Raw genomic sequence first — 22,803 nt, 5'->3', positions numbered from 1 at the left:
CACGACCCACCGGGCCCGACTCGGCCGCCGGCCCGCCGCGCCCTGCCCACCCGGCTCGCCGACTCCCCGCCCGGTCCGACCAACCCGATCCGCTCAACCCAACCCGGCCCAGTTCGCGCCACGACCCACCGGGCCCGACTCGGCCGCCGGCCCGCCGCGCCCTGCCCACCCGGCTCGCCGACTCCCCGCCCGGTCCGACCAACCCGATCCGCTCGACCGAACCCGGCCCAGTTCGCGCCACGACCCACCGGGCCCGACTCGGCTGCCGGCCCGCCGCGCCCTGCCCACCCGGCTCGCCGACTCCCCGCCCGGTCCGACCAACCTGATCCGCTCAACCCAACCCGGCCCAGTTCGCACCACGACCAACCGGGCTCGGCTCGACTATCTCGGCTCAGTTCGGCTGCGGCTCCGCCAACCCGCTGCAGCCCTAACAGCCCATTGGGCCGTTAGCCCTCGAGTCCGGCTACTCTGGGTACACCATGTCGAAGGGATGGCGACCGTGATACGTCGGGTTCGTCGGGCGGCCGCCCTGGTTGTTGCGTTGCTGTTGTTGTTCGGGGAGCCCTGGTCGGTGTTCGTGCTGTTGCCGGGGTGGCCGGTGGCGGGAACTGTCGCGGGGACGGTGGTGTTCGCCGGCGCGATGGTGGCGTTCCCGGTGCTGATGTTCCAGGGCCACGGGCCGCGGCAGAGCGATGCGGCGGCGCGAGCCGCGGACGTCATGCTGGGCACCGTCTGGGTGCTGTTCACGTGGAGCGTCCTCGGGCATGTGCTGCGGCTGGCGCTGCTTCTCGCGGGTGTTGACGACCCCGCGCGGCCGCGGATCGTGGCGGCGGCGAGCCTGGCGGTGTCGCTGGTGCTGCTCGTGGTCGGCAACCGGATCGCGATGCGGGTGCCGCCGGTGAAGGAAGTGGACGTGGTGATCCCGAGGCTGGGCGCGGGCGTCGACGGGCTGCGCATCGCGGTCATCACCGACACGCACTACGGCCCCCTCGACCGCACCAAGTGGTCGGAAAAGCTGGTCGCCGAGGTCAACCGGCTGCAAGCCGACGTCGTCTGCCACGCGGGCGACCTCGCCGACGGGTCGGTCGCCAAACGCCGCAAGCAGGTCGACCCGCTGGGTGGCGTCCAAGCCGGCCTCGGACGCTTCTACATCACCGGCAACCACGAGTACTTCGGCGAAGCCCAGGCCTGGCTCGACCACATGACCAGCCTCGGCTGGGACACCCTCCACAACCGCAGCACCCTCGTCGAACGCGGCGGCGACCGAGTCCTCTTCGCCGGCATCGACGACCCCACCGGCGCGGCCTCCGGACTGCCCGGCCACGGCCCCGACCTGCCCGCCGCCCTCGCCGGCGCGGACCCCGAAGTCCCCGTCGTCCTCCTGGCCCACCAGCCCAAGCAGGTCAAGCAGGCCCGCGAAGCCGGCGTCGATCTGCAGATCTCCGGCCACACCCACGGCGGCCAGATCTGGCCGTTCCACCTGCTCGTCCGCCTCGACCAGCCCACCCTTTCCGGCCTCACGCCCCACGGCCCCCGCACCCAGCTCTACAACAGCCGCGGTTCCGGCTTCTGGGGCCCGCCGTTCCGCGTGTTCGCCCCCAACGAGATCAGCCTCCTCACCCTGCGCCGCCCCGCCTGACCGGGCACCACCGACCACCCTGCCTGACGCGGGCGACACCAGGCCGGGCAAAGGCTTCGGCGTGCCCCCAGCGACCCGTCGCGCCGTCTCACCGGCTCGCCATCGACGACCCCAAACCGGCCACCCCCTGGCCTGGGCACCGCCCGGTCCAACGCGAGCCACCTCAGGCCGAGCAACGCCTTCGGCGTGCCCGAGCGATCCGCCACGCCTCCCGACCAGCCCAGCCCGCAGACCTCAGCCCGGCCGGCAGGCCTGACCTGAGCACCGCAGAACCGCGACCACCAGGCCGAGGCGAGCGCATCGGCGCGACCCAGCGATCCACCGCGCCACCTGACAGGCGCGCCTTCGTCAACCTCCCGGCCAACAAGTCTGACTTGAGCACCGCCGACCGCCCTGACACGAGTAACGCCAGGCCGAGGCGAGCGCTACGGCGCGCCCCAGCGACCCGTCACGCCACCTGACGCGCCCACCTTCACCGGCCCCCCAAGCCCATCCAGCCATCCTACCGAATACTTTTTTTGTCTTGACAATAACAACCATCGGTGACAATCTTCTCCGCACCACACACGCGAGGAGTCTCAGCGCAGAGAAGGCCACCATGACCACCACCGAGTACCGACCGACCACCCCGCCGACCAGCTCGAACAAGACCCGCGCCCTCCTCGACGCAGGGATCGCCGCCGGGCCCGTCTACCTCGTGACCGCCCTCGCCCAAGCCCTGACCCGGCCCGGGTTCGACGCCGCGCGGACCGACGTCAGCCTCCTCGCGATCGGGCCCCACGGCTGGATCCAGGTGGCGAACTTCGTCGTCACCGGCCTGCTCGTCATCGCCTGCGCGGCAGGGCTCAAGAGCAAGCTGGTCGCCACCTTCGGCGCCGGGCTCATCGCGGCCGGCGTCTTCGTGGCCGACCCCGCCGGCACCGCGATCTCCTGGCACGGAGCGCTCCACATCGTCACCGCCGGCATCGGCTTCCTCGCCTTCACCGCCGCGTGCCTCGCCCGCAAATCCCTCTACTCCCGCGTCACCGGCATCGCGTTCCTCGCCGGGTTCGCCGGCGTCACCACCGGGTCCACCAGCCCCGTGGTCGTGGTCGGGTTCTGGGTGGCCGTCGCACTCGCGTTCGCCTGGCTCGCCGTGACAGCGGTCCACGCCCAGCGCACCACCAACCACTGAAGGAGGCAAAACCCATGCCCACCACCATTTCCGCCGACGGCACCACCCTCGGCTACACCCGCGTCGGCACCGGGCCGTCGCTCGTGCTCGTCGACGGGGCAATGTGTTACCGCGGTTCGACGCCCAACGACGCCATCGCGAAAGAACTCGTCGGCCGCTTCACCGTCTACACCTTCGACCGCCGCGGCCGGGGCGAGAGCGGGAACACGCTGCCCTACGACGTGGAGCGCGAAGTGGAAGACGTCGCCGCCATCGTCAAGGAGGCGGGCGGGGAAGCCGGCCTCTTCGGGATCTCCTCGGGAGCCGCGCTCGCGCTCGAAGCGGCACACCGCGGGGTGCCGACGAACAAGCTCGCCGTGTACGAGCCGCCGTTCGTCGTCGACGGGTCGCGCAAGCCGCTCGAACGCGGCTACACCGAGAAGCTGGAGCAGGCCGTCGAAGGCAACAACCGAGCGGAAGCCGTTCGCCTCTTCATGCGCGTCGGTGTCGAACTGCCCGCGCCCGTGGTCGCGATGATGCGCCTCATGCCTGCCTGGCCCAAGCTCAAGCGCGTCGCCCACACGCTCCCCTACGACAACGCCGTGCTGGACGGCAACCAAGCCGGCCGGCCGCTCCCCGAAGGACGCTGGTCAGGCATCACCGCGCCGGCACTCGTCATCGACGGCGGCAAGAGTCCGCAGTGGATGCGCGCCGGCGTGACTCAGCTCGCCCAGACGCTGCCCAGCGCCACCTACCGCACCCTCCCCGGCCAGACGCACCTCGTGAAGGCCAAGGCCCTCGCCCCCGTGCTTGCGGAGTTCTTCACACCTCGCTGACACCGTGAACGGCAATACGGCAAGCTGACCGGGTGGCCACGCGAGCACTGATCTTCGACTTCGACGGAACGCTGGCCGACACCGAAGCCGCGGTGCTGCAGTCGTGGCAGGAGATGTTCCGCGACCACGGCACGGAGCTCCCGCTGGAGGTCTGGCACACCGTGATCGGCACGCAGAACACGGCCGCCACGATGTTCGAGCTGCTCGCCGAGCGCGTCGCGCATATCGACCCCGAGCAGCTGCGCCCGGGGATGCGCGCCCGCGTCCACCAGTTGCTGGAAGCCGAAGGCCCGCGCGAAGGCGTGCTGGACTACCTCGACGAAGCCGCGAACCGGAACCTCAAGCTCGGCGTCGCGTCCAGCTCGTCGGGCGCCTGGGTCCACGGCCAGCTCGCCCGCCTCGGCCTCGCCGAGCGATTCGGCTCCGTCGAGACCGGCGACCGCCACGCCGCCAAGCCGCGCCCCGACACCTACCTCGCCGCGCTGGCCAGGCTTGATGTCCCGGCTGACCAGGCGATCGCCTTCGAGGACTCGCCCCACGGCGTCAGCGCCGCCAAGGCCGCGGGCATCCCGACGGTCGCCGTGCCGAACGCCATCACCACCGTGCTCGACTTCGGCCACGCTGATCTGGTGCTGCCGTCGTTCACGGCCAAACCGCTGGCCGAGGTCCTCGACCTCCTCGGCTAAACCGCTTCGGACAGCCGGTCTAGGAACGCCCGCTGCCCCTTCACGAGCTTGACCCGCGCGTCGGCCAGCCCGAACCATTCGACGCGGTCCACCTCCGGGAACTCCTGCTTGCGCCCCGAGCGCGGCGGCCACTCCAGCTCGAACGTCCCCGGCACGACCGCCGCCGGGTCCAGGTCCGCCTCCACGGCCCACGCCGTGACGACCTTCCCCGACTGCCGCACGTCGCCCAGCGCGAGCCACTCGCCGTCGGGCGCGGGCAGCCCGAGCTCCTCCGCGAACTCGCGCCGGGCGGCGGCCACCGGCTCCTCGCCGTCCCCGAGCTCGCCCTTGGGCAGCGACCAAGCGGCCTCGTCCTTCTTCGCCCAGAACGGCCCACCCATGTGCGCGAGCAGCACCTCGACCTCGTCGCGCCGGCGGAAGAGCAGCAGCCCGGCGCTGTGTTTGGCAGCCATCGCGCCAGTCTGCCGGAACCCGTCCGGAAAAAGATTCCGCACCCGTGTCGATCCGCGCCGGGCCCGTTCGACGCATCGGCAAAAGGGAAAACACTCGGAGGGAACCGGAAATGACCACCATCACGCGCACCCAGGCCACCCCGTCCACCACGTCGACCACGAAGCCGCAGCTCGTCGAGCGCGCCCGCCCGGTCGTGCTGGGCCTGTTCCGCGTCGTCACGTCGGCCCTGTTCCTGATCCACGGCCTGGCCGGCTTCGGCTTCTTCGGCGGCATCGACGGTCAGGGCGGGGCCGTGCCGTTCGGCAGCTTCCCCGGCTTCTGGGCCAGCGTGATCGAGGTCGTCGGCGCCGTGTTGATCCTGCTGGGTGTGGCGACGCGACCGGCCGCGATCGTGCTGTCCGGCGTGATGGCCTACGCCTACTTCACCGTCCACGCGCCGATGGGCCTGCTGCCGATGCAGAACATGGGCGAGCCGGCCGCGCTGTACTCGTGGATCTTCCTGACGATCGCCGCCACCGGCCCGGGCGCCTTCGCACTGGGCAACCTGCGCAAGCGCGCCGAGAAGGTCCGTCAGTAGCCCGCGACCGCCAGGTCGTTGTGCTTCATCACGTGCTCCATGAGGATCGTCAGCACCTGCTTGGTGGACTCCCGCTCACGGGCGTCGCACAGCAACAGGGGAACGTCCGGGTCGAGGTCCAACGCGGCCCGGACCTCTTCCGTGCCGTAGCGGTACGCGCCGTCGAAGCAGTTCACGCCCACGATGAACGGCAGGCCGCGCCGCTCGAAGAAGTCCACCGCGGCGAAGCACGATTCCAGCCGCCGCGTGTCGGCCAGTACCACGGCGCCCAGCGCGCCCTCGGCCAGCTCGTCCCACATGAACCAGAACCGGTCCTGCCCTGGCGTGCCGAACAGGTACAGGATCAGATCGGGGTTGATCGTGATGCGGCCGAAGTCCAGCGCGACGGTGGTGGTGGTCTTCTGCTCCACGCCCGACAGATCGTCGACACCTTCGGAAGCGGTGGTGATCACCTCCTCCGTGCGCAGCGGGGCGACCTCGCTGACCGACCCGACCATCGTGGTCTTGCCGACCCCGAACCCGCCGGCGATCAGCACTTTGACCGCGGTCGCGGTCAGCGCGCGCCGGGGTTCAGAGTTTCCGGATGCCATCGAGAACCGCCTGGAGTACGTGTTTGTTCGGGGCTTCGGTCGGTGGTGCGGCGGTGCGGAACAGCACCAGGTTCTGCTCGATGAGATCACTCAGCAGAACTTTGACCACGGGCAGGGGCAGATCCACGCGCGCGGCCACCTCGGCGACCGATGTCGGCTTCTGGCACAGGCTGAGGATCCGCGCGTACTCCGGCTCGATCGCGGCCACCTCGCGCGCGGTGCGCATGGCGACCACGAGCGTGATCAGGTCCAGCCCGAGCGTGTCCGAGCGGGTGCGCCCGCCCGTGACGGCGTAGGAGCGGACCAGCGGCCCGGCCTCGTCGTCGAACCAGGACTCGTGCCGGCCGCTCATGGCGAAGTCCGCTGGACCACTCCGGCCCGCGGTGCCGCCGTGAGCACCGCGCCGACCCGCTTGACCATCAGGTTCATCTCGTACGCCACGAGCCCCATGTCCGCGTCGGCGCTCGCCAGCAGCGCGAGGCACGCCCCGCGGCCGGCGGCCGTCACGAAGAGGAACGCGTGGTCCATCTCTACCATCGTCTGCCGCACGTTGCCGCCGCCGAAGTGGCGCCCGGTGCCCCGCGCGAGGCTCTGGAACGCCGAAGCGACGGCCGAAAGGTGCTCACCGTCCTCTTCGGACAGGTTGCCCGACCGGCCGATCAGCAGCCCGTCGGACGAGAGCACCACTGCCCGCTCGGCTCCGGCGACCCGCTTGACGAGGTCGTCGAGCAACCAGTCGAGCTCGTTGACGCCGTTGTTGGCCATCAGTCGCGATCTCCGTACCTGTTGTCGTCGTAGTCGACTTCCGTCTCCCGGGCGCGCCGGGTGCCCTGCTGGAACGCCGTGAGGCGGTTGCGGGCGAGTTCCGGCGTGTCCTCCCGGGCCTCTTCGAGCTCGTGCGCCGGTCGGTCCTCGCGCAGCTGGGGCACGAGGTTCTGCTGACGCCGGCGCTGAGGCAGCGGCGGACGTCCGGGTGCTTCCGGCCGGTAGGGCTGCTGGGGGCGGCCGTTCTCCGGCGCCGGCCGCGGCTCGTGCGCGGGCCACGCCGGCTGGGGCGGGCGAGGCGGCCGGGCGGCCCGCGGTGGAGCGGGCTGCTCGACCGGCGGCGCGGGCGGTTCGTACCCGGGCGGTTCCACCTGCGCGACGGGCGCTGCTTCGGGCCGCAACCGCGCGGCACGCCGTCCGACACGGCTCATCCGCACGGGGTCCTGCACCGGCTGCTCGGGGACCGGCACCGGCACCGGGGCCTGCTCCTGCGCGACGTCCGGCGTCGCCTCGCTCAGCGGGGCCAGCAAATCCCTGCGCACCAGGACGATCGCGCGCGTGCCGCCGTAGGCCGATTCCCGCAGGTGCACCGAGATGCCGTGGCGCGACGCGAGCCGCGCGACCACGAACAGGCCCAGCCGCGGCTCGTCCGACAGCGCCATGATCCCGAAGTCCGGCGGGTCCGCGAGCATCGCGTTGAACTCGTCGGCCTGCTCCTTCTCCAGCCCGAGGCCCTGGTCCTCGACCTCGATCACCACGCCCTTGCCGACGACGTTGCCGCGCAGCTCGACGCGCGCCTCGGGCGGCGAGAACGACGTCGCGTTGTCGATCAGCTCCGCCAGCAGGTGCACGAGGTCGCCGACCACCGGACCCCGCACGGCCACCGAAGGCAGCGCCGCCGTCTTCACGCGCGAGAAGTCTTCGGTCTCGGCCGCCGCGCCACGCACCAGCTCGGCAAGGCTCACGGGGTTGCGCCACTGCCGACCGGGCTGGCCGCCGCCGAGGATGATCAGGTTCTCGGCGTTGCGGCGGGCGCGCGTGGAGAGGTGGTCGAGCTGGAACAGCGTGTCCAGCTGGTCCGGGTCCTCCTGCTTGCGCTCGGCCGCGTCGAGCACCTTCAGCTGCCGGTGCACGATGACCTGGCTGCGGTGGGCGATGTTGAGGAACACCGTCTTGGTGCCCTCTCTCGTCTTCGCCTCTTCGACGGCGGCGGCGATGGCCGCCTGCTGCGCCTTGTTGAACGCCTCGGCGACCTCGCCGATCTCGTCGTCACCGTGGTCGAGGAAGTGCCCGCCCTCTTCGAGGTCCACGGGCTCGCCCGCCCGCACGCGCTCCACCAGTTCCGGCAGCCGGACTTCGGCCGCGTCGAGCGTGTCCTCCCGCAGTCGCGCGAGGCGCGCGATGAACCGGCGCGACAGGCGCAGCGCGATGAGCACCACGGTGATCGCGATGAGCAGCGCGGCGGCGCCGGCGATGATCGAGTCGGTGAGCGTGGTGTCGGCGTCGGCGATCGCCGCGTTGGTGGCGGCCGAGCTCTGCGTCACGAACATCGTCATCAACGTCGTGGCGACCTGGTGCGCGGCGTCGCGCCACTGCCGCTGCGGCACGGGCAGCTGCTTTCCGCCCGCCAGGAACGCGTTTTCGACCTGCGTGACGGTGCGCCAGTCCGGTCCGGCCACGAGCTTGTCGTAGCTCGCGCGCACCTGCGGCAACATCTGCGGCACGGACTGTTCCAGCTGCGCGTGGTACGCGCCGATCTGCCCGATGTACGCGCGCTGCTCGTCGCCGCTCAGGCCGCCCGAGGCGAGGCCGGCCGCCGACAGGGCGTCACTGCGCTGCATCTCCTCGGCGGCGTTGAAGATCGGGATCGCCGACAGGCGCGCGAACGCGTTCTCCGCACCTCGCGCGGCCTGCGCGAGCCCGGCGACGCCTTGCGTGAACTGGTCGATGATCTGGTTGTAGAAGGTGAACGTCTGCAGCAGCGGCAGCTGTCCCGCGTCCACCTGCTGGCGCACCTGCGGCACCTTCGAGTACAGCCCGGCGAACGTGGCGATGTTCTGCTTCACGCTCGCGGGCACGGTGTCGTCGTCGGCGAAGTTGCCTTCGAGGATCGAGCTGATCTGCGCGGCCGCCGCGTCGGTCTTCGGCCGCGCGGCCTGCAGCGCCTGCCGCGCGTCAGCCTGCCCGGCCAGCAGGCTCATCGACAGCTGCCGCTCCTGCTCGGCGGCGAGGATGAACGGGATGCCCGGCCCTTCCGAACTGCGGATCTTCTGCGCGTAATCCCGTGCCTGCAGGGCGTCGGTGATCAGGTAGCCGGCGAGCGCGACGCCGACGAGCAGGAGAGCGAGACTCGGAATCAACGCGATCGCGAGCACGCGTGATCGAATCGACGAGCCGCGGCTGCGACGAACAGAATTCTGCTTCACCGTGGTCCGTTTTCCTTCCGGCAGTGCAAAGTATTCGGGTCTCCCAGGGTTTTCTCACCCGGTTCCGACCAGCCGGATCAACTCACCGTGGTCCATCGCCCGCGACGACGTTAGGCAGGCCGGGCAGACACGTCAAGTCCGGATGCGAATCGAGGTCACGTTCCCGTGATCCACTTACAACTCCCAGCGGTACTTTGGAAATCCACCACGCGGAGGGTGAGCTGGGTCGCGCGGGTAATGGGCCGGACGGCGGTGCCACCGCGACCTGCAACGCGCTATCCGCGAGGTGAACGACGTGTGAGGAACACCGAAATATCCGGTGAGGTCGATCACGGAAGGCGCCGACGGACCGTGACGGCTACCTTACGCGCGGCCGCGAACTCCACGCGAGCGCGAAAAGGCGTGAAATGTACTACACCGGCCGCGGAATCGTTGGACGAACCGGCGCGATTACCACTTTTCAGTGCCGAACGCCGTTCGGACGCGAGTCGCCGTCGCGGTGCGGGATCAAGCGCGGCACGTCGGGCCAGTCGAGGTTGGCTTCGAGGTCGGCCTCGCTAGCCGCTCCGCCGCGCCGGCCCCGGCGGAGAAGATCGTGCAGCATCTCCCGGCACGCCCAGCCGAGCACCGCCACGGAGCAGACCAGCACGAGCACGAGCGTCGACTCCACCGGGAAGCGCGCGAACAGGCCACCGAATTCGGCGAGTAGAATTCCGATGACCACCCCGACCAGGAGTGTGCCGACATACGAAAGCGGCACCTCGCGAACGCGTGCTCCGGTCATCGCCGCCTCCTTCGCCCGGCAACCGCGCCGACGTTGTCCCGCGCCGCACGAGCACGGGATCGCGCCGGTCCGCGGTGCGCCCACCAGCGGAAAAGCAGGGTCTGATCATAGCGGGCAACCACGCGGAAATGTCCCCGCCGCTCACCCGAAGGGGCTATTCGTGGATCCATTCAGCCGCGAAAACCGCGATTTTTCCATGAGTTCGGTTCGCCTTTTCGTTCAGCTCAGCTCGCACAACGCCGTGACGGCACGCAGCACTTCGGCGTACCGCGTGTAGAGCGGCGCGAGCCCGAACCGCAGCACGTCGGGCGGGCGGAAATCGCCGAGCACACCGCGTTCGTGCAACGCCGCCATCGTGCGCTGCGCGTCCGGCACGCGCACCGAAATCTGGTGGCCGCGGGCGTGGTCACGCGGCGTCGGGACGTCGGCGCCGGGCCGCAGTTCGTCGAGGCAGCGCAGGAAGAAATCGCCCAGTGCCAAGCCTTTCGCCCGAACCACGGCGAGATCGACGTCGTCCCACACGTCCAGCGCGGCGTCGAGCGCGAGCAGCGACAGGATGTCCGGGGTGCCCGCACGCGCCCGCGAAATCCCCGCGCCCGCGCGGTAGCCGGCCTCCATCGCGAACGGATCGGCGTGCCCGGCCCAGCCCGCGAGCGGTTGGTCGAACGACTCCTGCCGCCGGCTCGCGACGTAAACGAACGCGGGCGCGCCCGGCCCGCCGTTGAGGAACTTGTAGGTGCAGCCCACCGCGTAGTCGACCTCGTGCTCGTCGAGCCGCACCTCGAGCGCGCCGACGCTGTGGCAGAGGTCCCATACCACGGCGGCGCCGGCCGCGTGCGCGGCGGCGGTGATCGCGCCCATGTCGTGCAGCCGGCCCGACACGTAGTCGACGTGGTTCACGAGCACCGCCGCCGTCGCCGCACCGCACGCGGCGGGCAGTTCGGCGACCGGCACGCGCCGCACGGCGTGTCCGGTGAGGCGCCCGACCTGCTCGGCGACGTAGCCGTCGGTCGGGAAGGTCGCGGCGTCGAGCAGGATCTCGCCGCGCCCCGGGTTCGCGCGCACGGCGGCGACGAGCACCTTGAACAGGTCGACGCTCGTCGAGTCGGCGACCACGATCTGCCCGGGCGCCGCGCCGACGAGCGGCGCGATGCGGTTGCCGACCTGTTCCGGCGCGTCCCACCAGCCGTCGGTCCACGACCGGATCAGCCGGCCGCCCCACTGCTCGCGGACCACGTCGGCGAGCCGTTGTGCGACGTGCCGCGGCGGGGCGCCGAGGGAATTGCCGTCGAAGTACGCGACGGCCGGGTCGAGGTCGAACTCCGCGCGCTTGGCGGCCAGCGGGTCGGCGGCGTCGAGGGCGGCGGCTTCCGTGCTGAGTTCCCTGCCGGCGAGCGTCATGCCGGGATCTCGTCGGCGAGGGTGTTCCAGAACATCAGCTCGTAGCTCTGGAACAGCCGGGCGTAGGTCCGTGCCCGGCGGGATCGAACCGGCCGGCGTCGAGCCCGGCCTGGATCGCCGCCGGCGCTGACTCTTCGATTTCCGGGACGTCGGCCGCGAAGAAGTCGAAGAACGCGCACGCGTCATCGGAGAAGCCACCGTCCTCGAAGCAGTAGTGCTCACGCATCCCCGCGGCCAGGGCGGCGCAGTACCGGGCCCACGCGGCGAAGTTCGCGAAACTCGCGACCGCGACTTCAGCCGCTTCACCATTCAGCGCCAGCCAGGTGAAATACGCCAGATATGCCTGCCAACCCGCGTGCGGCAGCTCGGTCCCCGGATCGTCTCCGGCCGCGGCTGCCAACGCGTCGAGCTTGCCCAGCGCGAGCTGCTCCCCCGGCGCGAGACCGCCGAAGAACTCGCGCGCCCGCGGTTCGTCGGCACGGGCCGCCAGCGCGTGGCAGCTGCGCCAGTCGCTGCGCGCGAGCCACCTCTCCTCGGCGGCGATCGCGGCGAACACCGCCCGCGGTGCGGAGCCGGACGCAACGAGCGGCACGAGCCGGTTGTCCTCGTCGCGCGGCGTGCCGGCCGAGGTGCGCAGTTCACGAGCGGACTGATCACGAGCGAGCACAGGCTCTCCTTCGACTGAGGCTTCCATTCAAGCAGGAGCGCTGAAGTGGATCTTTTTCTCGCCGGGTGGAGAATCGACCGTTTTGCGTAGTTCACGGTCAGGCCCAAGCAAGCACGCGGAGTGGCCGCGATTCTCTATCCACACCGGCCGGGAGCCCCTACAGTGATCGGTCATCAGCACCACTGGAGGAGGGCCAGCGTTGACCACCCCGCAGTCCGCAGCCGCACAGTCCGAGGGTCAGACGATCCCCCGCCTGCTGTACCGCAACGCCACCGAGTACGGCGAGCACCCCGCCGTGACCTCGCTCGACCTCGAGGGTCACCCGACGCTGACCTGGAGCGAGTTCCGCACCGCGATCGCCGAGTTCTCGCGCGGCCTGGCCGGGCTCGGGCTCGGCAAGCGTGACCGCATGCTGATCATGGCCGCGAGCAATCCCGAGCACCTGGTCGCCGACCTCGCCGCCGTGCACCTGGCCGCGATCCCGTGCACGGCGTACGCGACGCTGAGCCCGGACCAGATCCGCTACGTCGCCCGCCACAGCGCCGCGCCCGTCGTCGTCCTCGGCGGCGCCGGTGAGCTGGAGCGCTGGCTGCCGGTGCTCGACGATCTCCCCGCGCTGCGCCACGTCGTCGTGATGGACGCGGCCGCGATCCCGGCCGGTGACGAACGGTTCGTTTCGTTCGCCGGAGTGCGCGAGGCCGGACGCGCGGCGCTCGCCGAGGACCCCGCCGCGTTCGAAGCCGCGTGGCAGGCGATCCAGCCGGACGACCCGCTCGCAATGATCTACACCTCCGGCACCACCGGCGACCCCAAGGGTGTCGTGCTCTCGCACCGCAACGCCGTCCACGAAGGACTCGCGGTGCAGAACCTCCACGACGCGCCCATGCACGCCAAGAACATCGCGTACCTGCCGCTGGCGCACATCGCCGAGCGCGAGCTGTCGATCTACCTGCCGCTGTTGTGGGCGGGCCACGTGCACACCGTCGCCGACGCCGCCGGTGTCGTCGCCGCGCTCGGGCAGGTGCACCCGGAGAGCTTCTTCGGCGTGCCGCGCGTGTGGGAAAAGATGGTGGCGGGCATGAAGAACATGCTCGGCGGCGTGCCCGAGGACCGGCGTGAGGCACTGCTCTCGGCCAACGCGCTGCTGCAGGAGGGCTACAAGCTGCGCTCCGACGGCAAGGAAGTGCCGGCCGAGCTCGCCGAGCGCATCGCGAAGACCGACGAAGCCGTGCTCGCCCCCGTGCGCGCGCTGCTCGGTCTGGACAAGGTGCTCGTCGCCTCCAGCGGTGCGGCGGCCCTGCCGGTGGAGGTCCTGTACTTCATCGCCGGCTTGGGCGTCGAGATCCAGGAGGTCTGGGGCCTGTCCGAGACGACCGGCGCGGCCACGTCGAACAGCGCCCGCGCCTTCCGCGCGGGCACCGTCGGCAAGCCACTCGAAGGCGTCGAGGTGAAGGTCGCCGAAGACGGCGAGTTGCTCGTGCGCGGCCCCATCGTGTTCCTCGGCTATCTGCAGGACGACGGCTCCATCGCCGACGCGACCGACGCCGACGGCTGGTACGCCACCGGCGACATCGGCACCATCGACGAAGACGGTTTCGTGCGGATCACCGACCGCAAGAAGGAACTGATCATCACCTCGAGCGGCAAGAACATCGCCCCCACCCGCATCGAGGGTCTACTCAAGGAACACCCGCTCATCGGCCAGGCCGTCGCCATCGGCGATGACCGTCCGTACGTCACCGCCCTGATCGTCCTCGACGACGAGATCGCCCCCGGCTGGGCCACGGCTCACGGCATCGACGCGTCCGGCATCGACGAGCTGGCCGCCCACGAGCAGGTGCTCGCCGAGATCGAACGCGCGGTGGAATCCGCCAACAGCCGCCTGGCGCGCATCGAGCAGATCAAGCGCTACCACTTGATCACGCAAGCGTGGACCCCGGAGACCGGCGAGCTGACGCCGACGCTGAAGCTCAAGCGCCGCGTCATCAATGAGCGCTACGACGCCGCGATCAAGGACCTGTACGCCGCCGCCAGCCCGGCGTCCTGATCGCCGGCCCCGGGCGGTCCGAGAGGAGAGCCGCCCGGGGTGGGCCGTCACGCGATGCGGCTGCTGTCCGTCCACTTGCGAAGGCGCGGCGGCACGCGCTTTTCGAGGCCGTAGTTCTCCAGGTGCGCCGAGAACACCTCGTCGAAAGCGTTCTGCACCGTCTCCGTGTCCCACACCTGCCGCTCGAGGATCGGCTGTTTCAGATACGGCTGCCCCATCACGTGCAGCTGCGGCCCGTTGCACCGGATCATCTGCCCGGTGATCCCGGCCGAGCCGTCGCCGAGCAGGAACAGCACCACCGGCGCGATGCGCGACGGCGTGCGCTCCGGCGGGCACGCCCGCAGCGCGCGCTCCGACTTCCACACCATCCGCGTGTGCGCCACCGGGCACACGGCGTTGGCCCGGATCCCGTGTTCCTCCAGGTCCAACGCCCACGAGTAGGTGAGCGAAGCGACCGCACCCTTCGAAGCCGCGTACACCCCGAGTTTGCGCTGCCCCAGCGAAGCGCCCGACGAAATATTCACGATGGATCCGTGAATCCCCCCGGCGACCATCGCCTTGATCGCCGCCAGGCCCGTGTACATCACGCCCAGGACGTTGACCTCGACCAGCTCCCTGGCCTGCTCGACGTCGTCGTCCCATGGCAGGGCCTCGTAGTTGAGGCCCGCGTTGTTCACGAGGCCGTCGATCCGGCCGAACTCGCCCACGCACAGGTCCACGATGGCCTGGGCCTGCGCGGGGTCAGCCACGCTGTGTCCACTCGCGACGGCCCGGCCGCCGTGCTGCCGGATGCTCTCCGCCGTCCGTTCGGCGAGGCCGGCGTCGACGTCGTTGACCACCACGGCCCCGCCCGCGCGCGCCACGTGCACGGCGAACGCCTCGCCGAGTCCCCGGCCGGCGCCGGTGACGACCACGGTCTTGTCCTGCATGAGCCTGTCCATAACTTCTCCCCACTGCCCGGCGACGGCGGGGCGAGGGATCGCCCCACCGCGCTCATTTCCAGTGTTGGGGCATTCGGTGCAGCAGGCAGGGCGACGGCGACGAACGGTGGTCGTCATGCGCCGAGCGAGTGACGCACGATCAGCCCTGCGGTACCTCCGGACAGGTCAGCACCGACCGGGAGTGGGTCCGGCCCGGGGTGGCCCGGCCACCCTTGAACAGCCCAGTGGGGGAGAACGCTCGCATCCACTGTTCGCCCGCGCGTAATCAGCGGCATACTGATTGTTGTCCCACTGCCGGGAACTGTGACTCCCTCGGGGTCGCGGTCACAGCCCGGGCAGAATGCCCACCGGACACGTTCACCCGATCGGGGAGGGGGAAGTGGTCACCCTGTGACGACCCACGCCACGCCACGGCTGACGGCGCCACTGCGGAACGTCGAGTACCGCGTTCTGTGGGCAGCCGAGGCCATTTCGAGCGCGGGCGACCAGCTGGCGAAGGTGGCGCTCGCCATCCTCGTCTACAACCGCACCGGCTCGGCTCTCTGGGCCGCCGTCGTCTACGCCCTCACCTTCCTCCCCGCCCTGGCGGGTGGGCTCGGGCTGTCCTTCCTCGCCGACCGCTATCCGCGGCGCGCGGTGCTGAGCACGAGCGCCGCGGTGCAGGCGGTGCTCGTGGGGCTCATGAGCCTGCCGGGCATGCCGCTCGTGGTGTTGTGCAGCCTGCTCGTGGCCGTGCAGCTGGCCGCGTCACCCGCCAACGCCGCGCAGAACGCCATCACCCGCGAGGTGTTCACCGACGACGAGATCTACCTGCGCAGCCAGGACCTACGCGGAATCACCACCAATACGGTGATGCTGCTGGGGCTGGCGGGCGGCGGCCTGCTCGTGACGTTCGTGGGCACCTCGTGGGCGCTGGCGATCGACGCCGTGAGCTTTGGTGTTGCCTCGGGCATCGTGCGCGTGTGGGTGCACGATCGCCCGGCCGCCGGCGGCGAGCAGTCGACGTGGTTCGGGGCCACTCGGTTCGTGTTCGGGCAGCGCCGGCTGCGGGTGCTGATCGCGCTGTCGTGGCTGGTCGGGCTCGCGGTGGTCCCCGAAGGGCTCGCGGCTCCGCTGGCGCAGCAGCTCGGCGCGTCGCCTGCGGCCGTCGGCTGGCTGCTGGCTGCCGACCCGCTGGGGTTCGTGGCCGGCGCCTATCTGCTCTCGAAGTTCGCGTCCGCCCAGGTCAGGCAGCGCCTGCTGGGCATCCTCGCGACGACGTCGCTGGCCCTGCTCGCACTCTTTCTGCTCCAGCCGAACCTGGCGCTGGCTCTGGTGCTCCTCGCGCTGGCGGGTGCGATGGGCGCGTACATCATCACGGTCACCGCGACGTTCGCCACCTGGGTCCCGAACGAGCTGCGCGGCGGCGCCGGCGGGCTCTACCGCACCGGGCTGCGGGTCGCGCAGGGAGTCGGGGTCGCGCTGGGTGGGGTGGTCGCCCAGGTGACCGGGTCCGCGGTCACCGCCATCGCGCTCGCCGGTCTGCTCGGCGTGGCGCTGGCCATCCCCACTGCCTTCTCGTGGACCCGGGTGCGGCACGCTGTCGCAGCCGAAACCGGGCTCTGAGTCGTGGCCGGCTCGTTGACCGGCCGGGGCGATCCGGTACTGGAATCCGGATCGAAGTCTCGGGGTGCCTCTTGTTCTCAGGCTTCGCGGTCACGCATCGCGGCTCTCCTCTGCTCACACTGTCACGAACTCTCGGTCGCCGGTCACCGGAATCACGCTTCGCGGTCACGCACGGTGGGACACCTCCTCGCTCTGAGAGCACTGACAATTTCCGGGCAAAGAGACAAGAACGATTCAGGCTTCGCGGTCACGCATCAGGAAAACACCTCCTGGAGGGCACAGTTCAGTGACTGGTGCTGCAATTCGCATTCAAGGTTCACCAGCCATCGGGGGAAGGCGCCTCCGGGTAAGAGGCGCACGGTTGGACGGAACACGAATTCAGCCCTCGTGGAGGGCTCACCGCCGGGAAGTCGGTGAGTGCGATGATACCGGTAAGCGATAACAGCACGACAGTGGATACCACCAGACGCGAACCACCAGAGAGACCGGAGGAGGCCGAGCCCGATGCCCGAGAACGGACACGCGCACGGTGAACCGACGGACTCCAATCACGGGGTACCCAGATCTTCCCCTGATCACGCGCCGAGGTTCCAAGATTCTTCCGGTGCTGCACGCGGTGATGCACAAAAAGCAACCGCGCAGTCGCAGGGTGTCGGCAAACGGCTCGGTGAGTTGATTTCCAGCAATCCGGTGCGGTCGTGGGATCTGTGGACCAAGCCTCGGGCGATGATCGTTTTCCTGCTTTCCTGGGAAGCGCTTGCCGTCGGGCTGCTGACGCTCGGGATCGTCACCGGCGGGCCCACCACGGCCCTGGACTGGGGCCGGTTCGGCATCCTCGCCGTGTGCGCCACGGTGCACATCCAGCTCACGCGCAGACAAGAGGAGCGCCGGCGCAACCGCGTGACGGCCGTCCACATCGACCTGTCGGGGATCTGGGTGTTTCCCGGCGCACTGCTGCTGCCGATCCACCTGACCCTGCTGCTGATCGTGATCGTCCGCGTGCAGCGGTGGTTCAACTCGCGGCGGCCTCCGCACAAATTCGTGTTCACCTCGTTCACGCATGCCGTGTCCGCCTTGGCCGCGCACCAGCTCTACCAGACCTTCGCCTCGGCGGAGCTGGAGAACCTCACGCCCGGCAACTCTCTGAAGCTCTTCGGCGTCCTCATGCTGGTCGGCTTCTGCTACGCGGCACTGCAGGCGATCGTCATCGGCAGCCTGCTCGCACTGGGCGGAACTTCCGCACCGACGTTGAGCAACGTGCTGGGCACGAAGGACGACAACCTGCTGGAGCTCTCGACCATCGGCCTCGGCACCATCGCCACGATCCTGCTGGTGAACTTCCCGCCGGCGATCGTGATTCTGGTGCTCATCACCGTGCTCGGCAACCGGCTCGCCGAGATCAACCAGCTGCAGTCCGAGGCCCGCACGGACCCGAAGACCGGCATCTTCAACGTGCGCGGGTGGTCCGAATCAGCCGATCGCGCCCTCGCCCGCGCCGCGCGCGGCAACGAAATGGTGGCGCTGCTGATGATCGACCTCGACCATTTCAAGTGGGTCAACGACACCTACGGCCACCCCGCGGGCGACGACGTCCTGCGCACCGTGGCCCAGACCTTGGACGACATCACGCGCCCCAGGGACATCATCGGCCGCTTCGGCGGCGAGGAATTCCTGATCCTGCTGCCGGACGTGGACCAAACGGCCGCCAAGGTCGCGGCCGAACGGATCCGCCTCGCGATCGCCGACCAGCAGATCGTGACCACAGACAAACGCGGCGGGCGCGCCCGCATCACCGGTCGGACCACGTCGATCGGAGTGGCGCTGCTCGGGCCGAACGGATCGACGGTGGAACAGTTGCTGCACGCAGCCGACGCCGCCGTCTATGCCGCGAAGGAAGGCGGCCGGAATCAAGTGCGGTTCGCCGACGCGGATCCACCACCCCGCGTGGCCTGAGCGAAAATCGCCGCCCGCCTCCAATTGCGATTAATCGCGGTGGAGGGACGGTCCCACGAAACCGGACAGTGCATTCGGCCGGACCTCGCTCTCCGTGACCGGAAGTCGCGAAAAAGCGACTGTGATGCAATTCACCCGCCTCTGAAATGCGCCGTCCGGGCCGGACCCGAGGAGATCCCCCACCCCCTTCCGGGGGTCAGCCCCATGCCGCCGCCCGGGCGCGACTGGCACCCTTGAGCGCATGCCAGCCACCGACGACCGTCCTCCGGCCGCCGCTCGTGTCCGCCGTCCGTGGTCGACGTCAGGCTGGCTGCTACTGGTGCTCTTCGTCGTCTTCGGCTTCGGGCTCATCGCCTCGCGCCCGGCGTCGCCTCCGGACCAGGGGCCGCCGACCGGCGACGTGCTGGCCGCGCAGAACGCCATCGCTGCGCTGACCCACCCCGGGCCGCAACCCACCGCGCTCGCCCTCCTGCCCAAGGACTTCACCGCCGTCAGCGGCGTGACGCCCGGTGCGCTGCGAGCGCGCGACGGGACCGTTCGCGCCGTCCACGTCGACGGCGGGTGCTCCACTCCGTGGGGCGACGACAACACCAAGTGGGACTACGCGGTCCCGTGCAAGGCCCACGATCTGGGCTACGACCTGCTGCGCTACGCGGACAAGAAGGGGCACCCGCTCGACCAGAGCGTGCGGGCCTCGCTGGACGCTCGGCTTTCGCAGGACATGCACCACGCGTGCGTGGTGAACCCGATGGGCTCGCCGGGCACCTGCCAGGTCGTCGCCACGCTGTACTCGGCCGGACTGGTCGTGAACTCCTGGCACCAGCGCTGGGGACCGCCGGTCGCCGACCCGATCGGGCCGTTGGTCGCCGGCGTCCTCGTGATCGGCTGCCTGCTCGTGTTCCGCTTGCGCGGCTGGCACACGGCCCGGCGCACCGCGCCCCGACCGGCTCGCGCACCCACCGGTCCCGCCGCGCGCTGGGCGGTGCTCGGCGCCGCTTCGGCCGTGCTCCTCATGCTCGGCGAATCGGCGACGGCCCTGGCCGACTGGGCGGGCGCGCCCGAGTCCGCGTGGTGGCCGCTGACGTGGCTCGCGCAGCTCACGCCGCTGCTGTTCTTCGCGGGCGGCTACGCGAACGTCACCGGCTGGCCGGCCGAACGCGACCGCGGCTACCGCCACTACCTCGCCGAACGCGCGAGCCCGCTGCTGCGCCCGGCGTTGATTTTCGCCGTGGTCGCCCTGCTCGTTCCGCTGGCGCTGGAGCTGCTCGGCATCCCCGCCGGCACGAACGCGACCGTCATGCGGATCGCGCTGCATCCGCTGTGGCTGCTGGGCGTGTACCTGCTGACGATCGTCTGCGCGCCCGTGCTGCTCGCGCTCTACCAGCGCACGCGCCTGTGGTCGGTGGCCGGCCTGCTGGCGCTCGTCGTCGCGGGCGAGGCCGCCGCGGCGTGGTCCGGCTCGCCGCTGCCGAGTTACGGCGCGACGCTGGCACTCGCGCTGCTGGCCCAGCAGGTCGCGTTCGCCCACGCCGACGGCGTGCGCCTGTCTCGGCCGGTGCTGGCAGGTGCCGCCGTGGCCGGAGTGGGCGGGCTGGCCGTGGCCACCTTCGCTCTCGGCGCATCGCCGATCCTGCTGGGCAGCCCGGGTGCGCCGGCCGCGTTGTCGGCACCGCCGTGGGAGGTCCTGCTGCTCGGCGTGACCCAGCTCGGGCTGGCGGGGCTGCTCGGCAGTCGGCTGGTGCGCGTCGCGGCGCGGCCGCGGGTGAGCCGCGCGGCCGGGTTCGTGCTGCGGACGCCGATGAGCCTGTACCTGGCGTTCCTGGCGGCGATGCTGCTGCTCGTCGCCGTCGTCTACCTGCCGGGGCCGATCGCCGACGGGCTGAGCTGGCCCGTGAAGCCGCGCACCGCGATGGCGATCGCGCTGCTGTTGGTGCCGGCGGGATGCGTGTTCTGGTGGTTCGAACGCCACCCGCGCGGCCACGGCGTACCCGCGCCGCCCCGGTCGACACCTCGCACGGCCACCGGCTGGCGCCCGGCGCTGCTCACGAGAGCGGCCGCCGCGCTCGGCATCGGCTACGCGACGCTGGGCGTGTTCGGCCTCGCGCTGGCCCGCTTCGGTGACGTCGCCGCCGACGCCGACTTCCTCGGCCTGCACCTCGATCCCGTGCAGAGCCTCGTGCACCTGCTGCTCGGTGTGCTCCTGCTGCACACCGTCCGTACGGGCGCCACCGCGTCGGCGGGCACGTGGTTCGCGTGCGCGCTCGCCTGCGGGCCGGCGCTGATGGTCACGCCGGCCGGCCCGCCCACCGTGGTCCTGCACGCGACGACGGCGGTGTTTGCGCTGGTCGCGGCCGTTTCGTGCCTGGTTCCCCGGCGCCGTACTGCGAGCGCGACTTCTTGACGAGAAACTCGAACCGCAACACGCACACCGCCGGTCGGGCGAACGCGCCCGGAGTGGCGGACCATGGGTGGTGCAGGCCACACCGGCCGGGGGAGGCGCGAACCCGCCGCAACCCCGCCCCGGCACCATGCGTCTTCAAAGGCCGGGGAACCGGACAGTGGTAGGCAGACGGACGAGCAGAAGGAGCGGACCGCGTGGATCACCCGCCTCGGAACGGGCAAGGCGGCCGACGCCCCGCCCGCCCCTGGCAGGACCCGCCGGGGCGCGCGAGCGGACGTCGGGTGCCGCCGCCCGCGCGTGACCGCGCGGAGCCGCGTGGCCCCCGCGACGCCGAGCACCGCCCGTCGCGTCCGCCGCAACGCCGGTCCGGCCCGCCGCCGCGGCGCTCGAGCCGGCGCGGCTCGCACCGAGGCGCGAAGATCACCCTCGCCGTGGTGTCGCTGCTGGTCATGGCCTTCACCGGCTACGCGTGGGCCTCGCTGCAGGGCCTGGTCAACGGCCTGAACTACGCCGACGTGATCAATCCGCATTCGGGCGGCGACCAGCCCGCCGACGGCGCGCGCGACATCCTGCTGGTCGGCCTCGACAGCCGCACCGACGCGCAGGGCAACCCGCTCTCCCCGCAGCTGCTCGCCCAGCTGCGCGCGGGCGAGGCCGACGGCGAGCTCAACACCGATTCGCTGATCTTCGTGCACATCCCGAACGACGGCAGCAAGGCCGTCGCCATCTCGCTGCCGCGCGACTCCTACGTGAACATTCCCGGTTACGGCGAGCACAAGATCAACTCCGCGTACGCCCGCGCGATGCTGCAGGCGCGCAAGGACCTGCAGCAGCAGGGCGTGACGGACCCGAAGGAGCTCGACGTCAAGGCCAACCAGGCCGGCGCGAAGGAGCTGATCACCACGGTCGAGGCGCTCACCGGCTCGACGATCGACAACTACGCGGCCATCAACCTGCTCGGCTTCAGCGAGATCACGCAGGCCATCGGCGGCGTCGACGTGTGCCTCAACAACAACGTCGACGACTCCTACTCCGGCGCGAAGTTCACCAAGGGCGTGCACACGATCTCCGGGGTGCAGGCGCTGGAGTTCGTCCGGCAGCGCCACGGCCTGCCGCGCGGTGACCTCGACCGGGTGGTGCGGCAGCAGGTGTTCATGGCCGGCATGGCCCGCAAGGTGCTCTCGGCCGGCACGCTCACCGACCCGGGCAAGCTCAACGCGCTCATCGAAGCCATCAAGAAGTCGGTGGTCCTCAACCAGAACTGGGACATCTTCAGCTTCGCCCAGCAGATGAAGGGCCTCACCGGCGGGCAGCTCGAGTTCCGCACGATCCCGGTGGAGAACGTCGCGTACAAGACGCCCAGCGACGGTGACGCCATCGAGGTCGACCCGCAGGCCGTGAAGAAGTTCGTGCGGGGCCTCGCCGGTCCGCAGCCCGGCCGGCAGGCGCCGCCGCCACCGGCGAACGACGCGAACAAGGGCATCACCGTCGACGTCCGCAACGCCTCGGGCCGCACCGGCCTGGCCGCGAGCGTGTCGAAGCAGCTCACCGGCAAGGGCTTCACCGCGGGCGACACGGCCAACGCGACCTCGCGCAAGACCACCGTGATCTGGGTGCCCTCCGGCGGCGAGGACTCCGGCAACGCCGTGGCCGACGCACTCGGCACCAAGGCGACGGTGCAGGAGGACAAGAGCGTCGACGCCGGGCACGTGATGGTGTTCCTCGGCTCGGACTACCAGCCGAGCGCCGACAACGCCGGCTCCGGTGCGCCGGCCGGCTCGGCCGACGCGCCCGCGTCTTCGCCCGCGGCACCCCCGCCGGCAGCCGGCGACGACCAGAAGCCGATCACGGCCGACGGCGTCCCCTGCGTCAACTGACC

19 protein-coding genes are annotated in these 22,803 nt (G+C 70.7%); 10 read left to right on the top strand and 9 right to left on the bottom strand.

What is annotated here, in order from left to right:
• Positions 1-490 precede the first annotated feature (490 nt).
• From AB0F91_RS05080 to AB0F91_RS05065, 4 genes are all read left to right on the top strand, one after another.
• Entirely contained in the window at positions 491-1,639 is a 1,149-nt protein-coding gene (locus AB0F91_RS05080; protein ID WP_360594831.1) for a metallophosphoesterase, read from the top strand.
• 598 nt (positions 1,640-2,237) lie between these two features.
• A complete protein-coding gene (locus AB0F91_RS05075; protein ID WP_360594830.1) occupies positions 2,238-2,813 on the top strand; it encodes a DUF998 domain-containing protein in 576 nt (191 codons plus the stop codon).
• A gap of 14 nt (positions 2,814-2,827) precedes the next feature.
• Complete coding sequence (locus tag AB0F91_RS05070) at positions 2,828-3,628, top strand: alpha/beta hydrolase (RefSeq protein ID WP_360594828.1); 801 nt, start codon at positions 2,828-2,830, stop codon at positions 3,626-3,628.
• 32 nt (positions 3,629-3,660) lie between these two features.
• Positions 3,661-4,314, top strand: coding sequence for an HAD-IA family hydrolase (locus tag AB0F91_RS05065; protein ID WP_360594827.1), 654 nt, complete (start codon positions 3,661-3,663; stop codon positions 4,312-4,314).
• On the opposite strand, the gene AB0F91_RS05060 is transcribed toward AB0F91_RS05065, so the two are convergent.
• A complete protein-coding gene (locus AB0F91_RS05060; RefSeq protein WP_360594825.1) occupies positions 4,311-4,766 on the bottom strand; it encodes an NUDIX domain-containing protein in 456 nt (151 codons plus the stop codon). The two genes, AB0F91_RS05065 and AB0F91_RS05060, sit on opposite strands and share 4 nt — an antisense overlap.
• A 110-nt stretch (positions 4,767-4,876) precedes the next feature.
• Between AB0F91_RS05060 and AB0F91_RS05055 the strand changes: the two genes are divergently transcribed.
• Entirely contained in the window at positions 4,877-5,344 is a 468-nt protein-coding gene (locus AB0F91_RS05055) for a DoxX family protein (protein ID WP_360594823.1), read from the top strand.
• Here AB0F91_RS05055 and AB0F91_RS05050 read toward each other — a convergent pair.
• The 7 genes from AB0F91_RS05050 to AB0F91_RS05020 form a co-directional block, all read right to left on the bottom strand.
• On the bottom strand, positions 5,338-5,934 hold the full coding sequence (locus tag AB0F91_RS05050; RefSeq protein ID WP_360594821.1) for an ATP/GTP-binding protein: 597 nt from the start codon (positions 5,932-5,934) through the stop codon (positions 5,338-5,340). The genes AB0F91_RS05055 and AB0F91_RS05050 overlap by 7 nt on opposite strands.
• Positions 5,915-6,286 carry a DUF742 domain-containing protein gene (locus tag AB0F91_RS05045; RefSeq protein WP_360594819.1) on the bottom strand — a complete coding sequence of 124 codons (372 nt, stop codon included), beginning with the start codon at positions 6,284-6,286 and terminating at the stop codon, positions 5,915-5,917. The genes AB0F91_RS05050 and AB0F91_RS05045 overlap by 20 nt, the downstream gene beginning before the upstream one ends.
• Entirely contained in the window at positions 6,283-6,699 is a 417-nt protein-coding gene (locus AB0F91_RS05040; protein WP_360594818.1) for a roadblock/LC7 domain-containing protein, read from the bottom strand. The genes AB0F91_RS05045 and AB0F91_RS05040 overlap by 4 nt, the downstream gene beginning before the upstream one ends.
• Complete coding sequence (locus AB0F91_RS05035; RefSeq protein WP_360594816.1) at positions 6,699-9,125, bottom strand: nitrate- and nitrite sensing domain-containing protein; 2,427 nt, start codon at positions 9,123-9,125, stop codon at positions 6,699-6,701. Before AB0F91_RS05035 ends, AB0F91_RS05040 begins: the two co-directional genes overlap by 1 nt.
• A 460-nt stretch (positions 9,126-9,585) precedes the next feature.
• Positions 9,586-9,909: a hypothetical protein gene (locus AB0F91_RS05030; protein WP_360594815.1), complete on the bottom strand. Its 324-nt coding sequence runs from the start codon at positions 9,907-9,909 to the stop codon at positions 9,586-9,588.
• Positions 9,910-10,128: 219 nt separating this feature from the next.
• Positions 10,129-11,310, bottom strand: a complete 1,182-nt coding sequence (kynU, locus tag AB0F91_RS05025) for a kynureninase (protein WP_360594813.1) — start codon at positions 11,308-11,310, stop codon at positions 10,129-10,131.
• Positions 11,311-11,344: 34 nt separating this feature from the next.
• Positions 11,345-11,977 carry a transcriptional regulator gene (locus tag AB0F91_RS05020; protein WP_360594811.1) on the bottom strand — a complete coding sequence of 211 codons (633 nt, stop codon included), beginning with the start codon at positions 11,975-11,977 and terminating at the stop codon, positions 11,345-11,347.
• Positions 11,978-12,176: 199 nt separating this feature from the next.
• On the opposite strand from AB0F91_RS05020, the gene AB0F91_RS05015 reads away from it, so the two are divergent.
• Positions 12,177-14,024, top strand: coding sequence for an AMP-dependent synthetase/ligase (locus AB0F91_RS05015; protein WP_360594809.1), 1,848 nt, complete (start codon positions 12,177-12,179; stop codon positions 14,022-14,024).
• A gap of 47 nt (positions 14,025-14,071) precedes the next feature.
• Here AB0F91_RS05015 and AB0F91_RS05010 read toward each other — a convergent pair whose 3' ends face one another.
• A complete protein-coding gene (locus AB0F91_RS05010; RefSeq protein ID WP_360594808.1) occupies positions 14,072-14,965 on the bottom strand; it encodes an SDR family oxidoreductase in 894 nt (297 codons plus the stop codon).
• Positions 14,966-15,355: 390 nt separating this feature from the next.
• Here AB0F91_RS05010 and AB0F91_RS05005 point away from each other — a divergent pair, with 390 nt between their 5' ends.
• From AB0F91_RS05005 to AB0F91_RS04990, 4 genes are all read left to right on the top strand, one after another.
• Positions 15,356-16,570 carry an MFS transporter gene (locus tag AB0F91_RS05005; RefSeq protein WP_360594806.1) on the top strand — a complete coding sequence of 405 codons (1,215 nt, stop codon included), beginning with the start codon at positions 15,356-15,358 and terminating at the stop codon, positions 16,568-16,570.
• 726 nt (positions 16,571-17,296) lie between these two features.
• Positions 17,297-18,523: a GGDEF domain-containing protein gene (locus AB0F91_RS05000; protein WP_360594804.1), complete on the top strand. Its 1,227-nt coding sequence runs from the start codon at positions 17,297-17,299 to the stop codon at positions 18,521-18,523.
• A 241-nt stretch (positions 18,524-18,764) separates the two neighbouring features.
• Positions 18,765-20,924: a phospholipase gene (locus AB0F91_RS04995; protein ID WP_360594802.1), complete on the top strand. Its 2,160-nt coding sequence runs from the start codon at positions 18,765-18,767 to the stop codon at positions 20,922-20,924.
• Positions 20,925-21,373: 449 nt separating this feature from the next.
• Complete coding sequence (locus AB0F91_RS04990; protein ID WP_360595167.1) at positions 21,374-22,801, top strand: LCP family protein; 1,428 nt, start codon at positions 21,374-21,376, stop codon at positions 22,799-22,801.
• The last annotated feature ends 2 nt before the right edge of the window (positions 22,802-22,803 follow it).

The sequence above is a fragment of the Amycolatopsis sp. NPDC023774 genome, assembly GCF_040639695.1.
In the GTDB taxonomy this organism is placed as follows: domain Bacteria; phylum Actinomycetota; class Actinomycetes; order Mycobacteriales; family Pseudonocardiaceae; genus Amycolatopsis.
The sequence above is the reverse complement of the archived record's forward strand: the minus strand, read 5'-3'. Positions and strand labels throughout refer to the sequence as shown.